The sequence below is a fragment of the Sporosarcina sp. FSL K6-3508 genome (assembly GCF_038615825.1).
In the GTDB taxonomy this organism is placed as follows: domain Bacteria; phylum Bacillota; class Bacilli; order Bacillales_A; family Planococcaceae; genus Sporosarcina; species Sporosarcina newyorkensis.
This window is the reverse complement of sequence record NZ_CP152016.1, coordinates 2,478,462-2,485,000: the sequence shown is the minus strand read 5'-3', so window position 1 is coordinate 2,485,000 and position 6,539 is coordinate 2,478,462. Positions and strand designations below refer to the sequence as shown.

Annotated in this window: 2 protein-coding genes, 20 tRNA genes and 2 rRNA genes (1 of these 24 only partly in view); 22 read left to right on the top strand and 2 right to left on the bottom strand. The window is 48.7% G+C overall.

Annotated features, from left to right (window positions below):
• The 22 genes from MKX97_RS12365 to MKX97_RS12260 all read left to right on the top strand — a co-directional run.
• Positions 1-2,089 (top strand): 23S ribosomal RNA (locus MKX97_RS12365); it begins 837 nt to the left of the window's first position.
• A 137-nt stretch (positions 2,090-2,226) separates the two neighbouring features.
• A 5S ribosomal RNA gene (rrf, locus tag MKX97_RS12360) occupies positions 2,227-2,342 on the top strand.
• A 118-nt stretch (positions 2,343-2,460) separates the two neighbouring features.
• Positions 2,461-2,536, top strand: a tRNA-Val gene (locus MKX97_RS12355).
• A gap of 16 nt (positions 2,537-2,552) precedes the next feature.
• Positions 2,553-2,628: transfer RNA gene (locus MKX97_RS12350), tRNA-Thr, on the top strand.
• A 10-nt stretch (positions 2,629-2,638) separates the two neighbouring features.
• Positions 2,639-2,714: transfer RNA gene (locus tag MKX97_RS12345), tRNA-Lys, on the top strand.
• A 25-nt stretch (positions 2,715-2,739) separates the two neighbouring features.
• Positions 2,740-2,821: transfer RNA gene (locus tag MKX97_RS12340), tRNA-Leu, on the top strand.
• A gap of 8 nt (positions 2,822-2,829) precedes the next feature.
• Positions 2,830-2,901: transfer RNA gene (locus MKX97_RS12335), tRNA-Gly, on the top strand.
• Positions 2,902-2,912: 11 nt separating this feature from the next.
• A tRNA-Leu gene (locus MKX97_RS12330) sits at positions 2,913-3,001 on the top strand.
• Positions 3,002-3,012: 11 nt separating this feature from the next.
• Positions 3,013-3,089: transfer RNA gene (locus MKX97_RS12325), tRNA-Arg, on the top strand.
• A 28-nt stretch (positions 3,090-3,117) separates the two neighbouring features.
• Positions 3,118-3,194, top strand: a tRNA-Pro gene (locus tag MKX97_RS12320).
• Positions 3,195-3,200: 6 nt separating this feature from the next.
• Positions 3,201-3,276, top strand: a tRNA-Ala gene (locus MKX97_RS12315).
• A gap of 29 nt (positions 3,277-3,305) precedes the next feature.
• Positions 3,306-3,379, top strand: a tRNA-Met gene (locus MKX97_RS12310).
• 5 nt (positions 3,380-3,384) lie between these two features.
• A tRNA-Ile gene (locus MKX97_RS12305) sits at positions 3,385-3,461 on the top strand.
• Positions 3,462-3,476: 15 nt separating this feature from the next.
• A tRNA-Ser gene (locus MKX97_RS12300) sits at positions 3,477-3,569 on the top strand.
• A 91-nt stretch (positions 3,570-3,660) separates the two neighbouring features.
• Positions 3,661-3,735: transfer RNA gene (locus MKX97_RS12295), tRNA-Met, on the top strand.
• 1 nt (position 3,736) lies between these two features.
• A tRNA-Asp gene (locus MKX97_RS12290) sits at positions 3,737-3,812 on the top strand.
• A 25-nt stretch (positions 3,813-3,837) separates the two neighbouring features.
• Positions 3,838-3,913, top strand: a tRNA-Phe gene (locus tag MKX97_RS12285).
• A 5-nt stretch (positions 3,914-3,918) separates the two neighbouring features.
• A tRNA-Gly gene (locus tag MKX97_RS12280) sits at positions 3,919-3,992 on the top strand.
• A gap of 4 nt (positions 3,993-3,996) precedes the next feature.
• A tRNA-Ile gene (locus MKX97_RS12275) sits at positions 3,997-4,073 on the top strand.
• Between the two features lies 1 nt (position 4,074).
• Positions 4,075-4,149, top strand: a tRNA-Asn gene (locus MKX97_RS12270).
• Positions 4,150-4,153: 4 nt separating this feature from the next.
• Positions 4,154-4,244, top strand: a tRNA-Ser gene (locus MKX97_RS12265).
• An 8-nt stretch (positions 4,245-4,252) separates the two neighbouring features.
• A tRNA-Glu gene (locus MKX97_RS12260) sits at positions 4,253-4,324 on the top strand.
• A 215-nt stretch (positions 4,325-4,539) separates the two neighbouring features.
• Here the strand turns inward: MKX97_RS12260 and MKX97_RS12255 are convergent.
• Positions 4,540-5,283, bottom strand: a complete 744-nt coding sequence (locus tag MKX97_RS12255) for a TraR/DksA C4-type zinc finger protein (protein ID WP_342536096.1) — start codon at positions 5,281-5,283, stop codon at positions 4,540-4,542.
• Positions 5,284-5,433: 150 nt separating this feature from the next.
• Entirely contained in the window at positions 5,434-6,345 is a 912-nt protein-coding gene (locus tag MKX97_RS12250) for a 1,4-dihydroxy-2-naphthoate polyprenyltransferase (RefSeq protein WP_342536095.1), read from the bottom strand.
• Between the last annotated feature and the right edge of the window lie 194 nt (positions 6,346-6,539).

Here is a 6,539-nt window from a genome sequence, read left to right as displayed (position 1 = left end):
AACCTGGAGATAGCTGGTTCTCTCCGAAATAGCTTTAGGGCTAGCCTCAAACGAAAGAATCTCGGAGGTAGAGCACTGTTTGGACGAGGGGCCCATCCCGGGTTACCGAATTCAGACAAACTCCGAATGCCGATGATTTATGTTTGGGAGTCAGACGGTGGGTGATAAGATCCATCGTCGAGAGGGAAACAGCCCAGACCACCAGTTAAGGTCCCCAAGTATCCGTTAAGTGGAAAAGGATGTGGCGCTGCCCAGACAACCAGGATGTTGGCTTAGAAGCAGCCATCATTTAAAGAGTGCGTAATAGCTCACTGGTCGAGTGGCGCTGCGCCGAAAATGTACCGGGGCTAAACGGATCACCGAAACTGTGGATTGACGCAAGTCAATGGTAGGAGAGCGTTCCAAGGGCGTTGAAGCTAGACCGGAAGGACTGGTGGAGCGCTTGGAAGTGAGAATGCCGGTATGAGTAGCGAAAGAAGGGTGAGAATCCCTTCCACCGAATGCCTAAGGTTTCCTGAGGAAGGCTCGTCCGCTCAGGGTTAGTCAGGACCTAAGTCGAGGCCGATAGGCGTAGACGATGGACAACAGGTTGATATTCCTGTACCACCTCCCCGCCGTTTGAGTAATGGGGGGACGCAGTAGGATAGGGTGAGCACGCAGTTGGTTGCGTGTCTAAGCAGTGAGGTGGAGAACGAGGCAAATCCCGTTCTCATATAACACTAGGCTGTGATGGCAAGGAGAATTGTCTCCGGAGTCCCTGATTTCACACTGCCAAGAAAAGCCTCTAGCGAGGCGGGAGGTGCCTGTACCGCAAACCGACACAGGTAGGCGAGGAGAGAATCCTAAGGTGATCGAGAGAACTCTCGTTAAGGAACTCGGCAAAATGACCCCGTAACTTCGGGAGAAGGGGTGCTCTGGTAGGGTGAATAGCCCGAGAGAGCCGCAGTGAATAGGCCCAGGCGACTGTTTAGCAAAAACACAGGTCTCTGCAAAACCGTAAGGTGACGTATAGGGGCTGACGCCTGCCCGGTGCTGGAAGGTTAAGAGGAGGGGTTAGCGCAAGCGAAGCTCTGAATTGAAGCCCCAGTAAACGGCGGCCGTAACTATAACGGTCCTAAGGTAGCGAAATTCCTTGTCGGGTAAGTTCCGACCCGCACGAAAGGCGTAACGATCTGGGCACTGTCTCAACGAGAGACTCGGTGAAATTATAATATGCGTGAAGATGCGCATTACCCGCGACAGGACGGAAAGACCCCGTGGAGCTTTACTGTAGCCTGATATTGAATTCCGGTGCAGCCTGTACAGGATAGGTAGGAGCCTTGGATTCCGGAGCGCCAGCTTCGGAGGAGGCGTTGGTGGGATACTACCCTGGCTGTATTGGACTTCTAACCCATGCCCGTGATCCGGGCAGGAGACAGTGTCAGGTGGGCAGTTTGACTGGGGCGGTCGCCTCCTAAAGAGTAACGGAGGCGCCCAAAGGTTCCCTCAGAATGGTTGGACATCATTCGTAGAGTGCAAAGGCATAAGGGAGCTTGACTGCGAGACCTACAAGTCGAGCAGGGTCGAAAGACGGGCTTAGTGATCCGGTGGTTCCGCATGGAAGGGCCATCGCTCAACGGATAAAAGCTACCCCGGGGATAACAGGCTTATCTCCCCCAAGAGTCCACATCGACGGGGAGGTTTGGCACCTCGATGTCGGCTCGTCGCATCCTGGGGCTGTAGTCGGTCCCAAGGGTTGGGCTGTTCGCCCATTAAAGCGGCACGCGAGCTGGGTTCAGAACGTCGTGAGACAGTTCGGTCCCTATCCGTCGCGGGCGCAGGAAATTTGAGAAGAGCTGTCCTTAGTACGAGAGGACCGGGATGGACATACCGCTGGTGTACCAGTTGTCTTGCCAAAGGCATCGCTGGGTAGCTATGTATGGACGGGATAAATGCTGAAAGCATCTAAGCATGAAGCCCCCTTCAAGATGAGATTTCCCATTACGCAAGTAAGTAAGATCCCTCAAAGATGATGAGGTGGATAGGTCTGGGGTGGAAGCACGGCGACGTGTGCAGCTGACAGATACTAATCGATCGAGGACTTAACCTATTTTAAGAAGTACTACTTGAGGTACACAATGTCTTTTATTCAGTTTTGAGTGAACAGAAATTCACTAAAAAAATAAAATAACACTTGCTTTATTTGAAATAAGTGTTATAATAGTAAATGTCCGACAGAAGGACAAGTCTGGTGACGATAGCGAAGAGGTCACACCCGTTCCCATACCGAACACGGAAGTTAAGCTCTTCAGCGCTGATGGTAGTCGGGGGCTTCCCCCTGTGAGAGTAAGACGTCGCCAGGCAATCACTTTCTTTTGATTTACAATCTACAATTTAGTTCTTCATACATAATAAAGTGGTCATAGAAAATGAAGGAATTTAGCAGACATAGCAATGCGAAGATTATCGCAATTTTACCCAGGAGGATTAGCTCAGCTGGGAGAGCACCTGCCTTACAAGCAGGGGGTCGGCGGTTCGAGCCCGTCATCCTCCACCATATTTTCTACACTTTTGCCGGTGTAGCTCAACTGGTAGAGCAACTGACTTGTAATCAGTAGGTTGAGGGTTCAAGTCCTTTCGCCGGCACCATTTTATGTACGAGCCATTAGCTCAGTTGGTAGAGCATCTGACTTTTAATCAGAGGGTCACAGGTTCGAATCCTGTATGGCTCACCACTTTATTGGCAAATGCCGACATACTGCGGGTGTGGTGGAACTGGCAGACACGCTAGACTTAGGATCTAGTGCCTTCGGGCGTGGGGGTTCGACTCCCTTCACCCGCACTTTTTTTGCGGAAGTAGTTCAGTGGTAGAATACGACCTTGCCAAGGTCGGGGTCGCGGGTTCGAATCCCGTCTTCCGCTTATCCACTCTTGCCGGGGTGGCGGAACTGGCAGACGCACAGGACTTAAAATCCTGCGGTAGGTGACTACCGTACCGGTTCGATTCCGGTTCTCGGCACCATTTATAAATATGCGCCCGTAGCTCAATTGGATAGAGCGTCTGACTACGGATCAGAAGGTTGTGGGTTCGACTCCTGCCGGGCGCGCCATATTTAATCAAATTATACATAACATAGTCGGGAAGTAGCTCAGCTTGGTAGAGCACTTGGTTTGGGACCAAGGGGTCGCAGGTTCGAATCCTGTCTTCCCGACCACTTATTGGGGCCTTAGCTCAGCTGGGAGAGCGCCTGCCTTGCACGCAGGAGGTCAGCGGTTCGATCCCGCTAGGCTCCACCAATAATATAAGTTTATAACTGACTAATTGTGGCGGCGTAGCTCAGCTGGCTAGAGCGTACGGTTCATACCCGTAAGGTCGTGGGTTCGATCCCCTCCGCCGCTATCTAAGGACCTTTAGCTCAGTTGGTTAGAGCAGACGGCTCATAACCGTCCGGTCGCAGGTTCGAGTCCTGCAAGGTCCACCAGTTTAATTAATGTACGGAGGAATACCCAAGCCCGGCTGAAGGGATCGGTCTTGAAAACCGACAGGGGTGTTAAAGCCCGCGGGGGTTCGAATCCCTCTTCCTCCGCCATATTTATTAAAACAAACCCTTTACTTTGCTAACTTGTTATGTTACAATAATGTAGTCGGGTTGAAAAAGAAGTTTGAAATTATTTTATTGTCGCGGGGTGGAGCAGTGGTAGCTCGTTGGGCTCATAACCCAAAGGTCGCAGGTTCAAATCCTGCCCCCGCAACCAAGGTCCCGTGGTGTAGCGGTTAACATGCCTGCCTGTCACGCAGGAGATCGCGGGTTCGATTCCCGTCGGGACCGCCATTTTTATTTTAAAGAATTACAATGTGGCTCAGTAGCTCAGTCGGTAGAGCAAAGGACTGAAAATCCTTGTGTCGGCGGTTCGATTCCGTCCTGAGCCACCATTAATGCGGGTGTAGTTTAGTGGTAAAACCTCAGCCTTCCAAGCTGATGATGAGGGTTCGATTCCCTTCACCCGCTCCATTAGGGGCCTATAGCTCAGCTGGTTAGAGCGCACGCCTGATAAGCGTGAGGTCGGTGGTTCGAGTCCACTTAGGCCCACCATTCCGCAGTAGCTCAGTGGTAGAGCAATCGGCTGTTAACCGATCGGTCGTAGGTTCGAGTCCTACCTGCGGAGCCAATATGGGGAAGTACTCAAGTGGCTCAAGAGGCGCCCCTGCTAAGGGTGTAGGTCGCGAAAGCGGCGCGAGGGTTCGAATCCCTCCTTCTCCGCCATACGTTTTGGCCCCTTGGTCAAGCGGTTAAGACACCGCCCTTTCACGGCGGTAACACGGGTTCGAATCCCGTAGGGGTCATACCAAAAAGAGACAATGCACATATAATTGTGCATTGTCTCTTTTTATTTAGTAGATTGCTAAATATAAAATTAGCAGCAGCGTGTGGTCTGAAAGCTTTAAGGTTCATTTCGACGATACTCGCGGTTCTCCGAGTCTCTTGCCCGGTTATATTATTACATATGGAAAGGCTGGTGCTGAAAGTTACAATAACTTTCAGTACCAGCCTTTTTTCTTTATTTTTTATCATCTACATAACTGTCGCCTTTATGATAAGGTATATCGCCAAGAGGTGATTCTAACCCTTCTGCATCGAGCTCTTCTTTGTATTCTTCTGATTCCTCACTGTGTACGACGCCAGCAGGTTCACCTGTGATATCTGATACAGCAAAATCTTCATATTCCTCTGTAGCTTCGTCACTATCATCATCATAAAGATCATCATAATCACGATTTTCATTACCGCTAAAATCGGAAGGAGTTTCGGAAGTGCCGGACCTTGCGATTTCTTGAAAACTGTCTTCGTAATCTCTTCTGTCACCGGATCTACGTTCGGCAAATGAATTCGGTTCTGCCATAATTAAAATATCTTCCTCTACTGGACGATCCTCGGGAACGGATTGTTCTGCATCTTCAATACATACAGTTGTATACGGAATGGCTTCTAAACGTTCGTATTGAATGTTCTTTCCGCATACTTCACACGTCCCGTACGTTCCGTCTTTGATAGCCTGGAGTGCATGCTGGACTTTTCCCAGCTCGTCTTCCGCATGTGTGTTCAGCGCTAGATCCTTTTCACGTTCATACAATTCAGTTCCCATATCAGCTGGATGATTATCGTACATTGATAGCTCTCCAACCGAATCTTGGGCTGACTGCACCATCTCTGTTTCCTTTTCGGTCTGGGTTAAACGTTCTTCCATAGCATGTAGTTCTTTTTCTAAAGTTTGTATTTGTTGTGTAGTTAGCAATTCATTCACGACCCTTTCTGTATGGCTTTCCTTAAATAGTAATGGCGTTTGGGGAAAGCTTTATTACTTCAGTCATTCCCTGTTTCTTAGGAAGCGTAAACCTTTCCAACAAAAAAACGCCTACCCTTTTGCAGTGTAGACGTTTGAGATATGGTTTATTCAGATGAAATGAGCGATAAGTATTCCGATGCCGAGAAGAAATCCAAACAATGTATTGGTCACTCCTGTGTCTTTCATAGCCGGCATCACGTGAATCGGTTGCTCGTATTGCCTGAACGTTTTAATTGCATGAAGCGGTTTAGGTATACTTAGAAGAACAAGTAAAGCCCAAGCGGATACATGACCAGTAAGAACAAGTACGATAATCCAAACATAGGACACGATAAAGAATGAGGCGAGTATGGTGACAGCATTTGAGCGTCCTGTCAGAATTGCTAATGTCTTGCGGCCGCCTTTGGTGTCTCCTACGATATCACGTATATTGTTTGCCATCATGATCGCTGCGACGAGCAGCATACTTGGCACGGACAGTAAGATTGCATTTCCTGTAATAGTTCCTGTCTGTATGAAGAAAGCAATTAAAATCAACAGCATTCCCATAACAAAACCGGATACTAACTCACCAAATGGTGTATATGCGATGGGGTAGGGACCGCCGGTATAAAGATAGCCGATCAACATGGCGATGGATCCAACTACTGCAAGAACCCAGGAAGTTTGCATGCAAATGTAGATGCCTAGAAGAACCGACAGGCCATATAATAGCAATGCTAAATTAAGGACAGTTTTCGGTTTCACGCCATTTCGTACAATTGTGCCGCCAATGCCGATAGAGTGCTCATCATCGAGCCCCCTCTTGAAGTCGTAGTATTCATTGAACATATTCGTTGCCATTTGCAAGAATAAGCTTGCCGTCAGCATAGCCAGGAATAGCGGAAAATGAATGGCTCCATATTGCAGTGCGATCATGGTGCCTAAAAAGACAGGTGCAAAGGCTGCGGTTAATGTGTGCGGTCTTGTGAGCTGCCACCAAACGCGCCAGCCGGTAGTAGATTCTATTGTGTATTGCACGTGTAATCTCTCCTTAATTATAATCAATACTTACTATTATACAACAAAAGCAATCTGTTAGGTATGGTGATTGGTCAACCGAACGCATTTGTCGAAGGACCTCGAGAACAGGAAGACTTATCATACTAAGTAAAGCATTCGATGTGATAGAATAGAGGTACTTATAGTCCGGCTACTATATGGCTGGAAGAAAT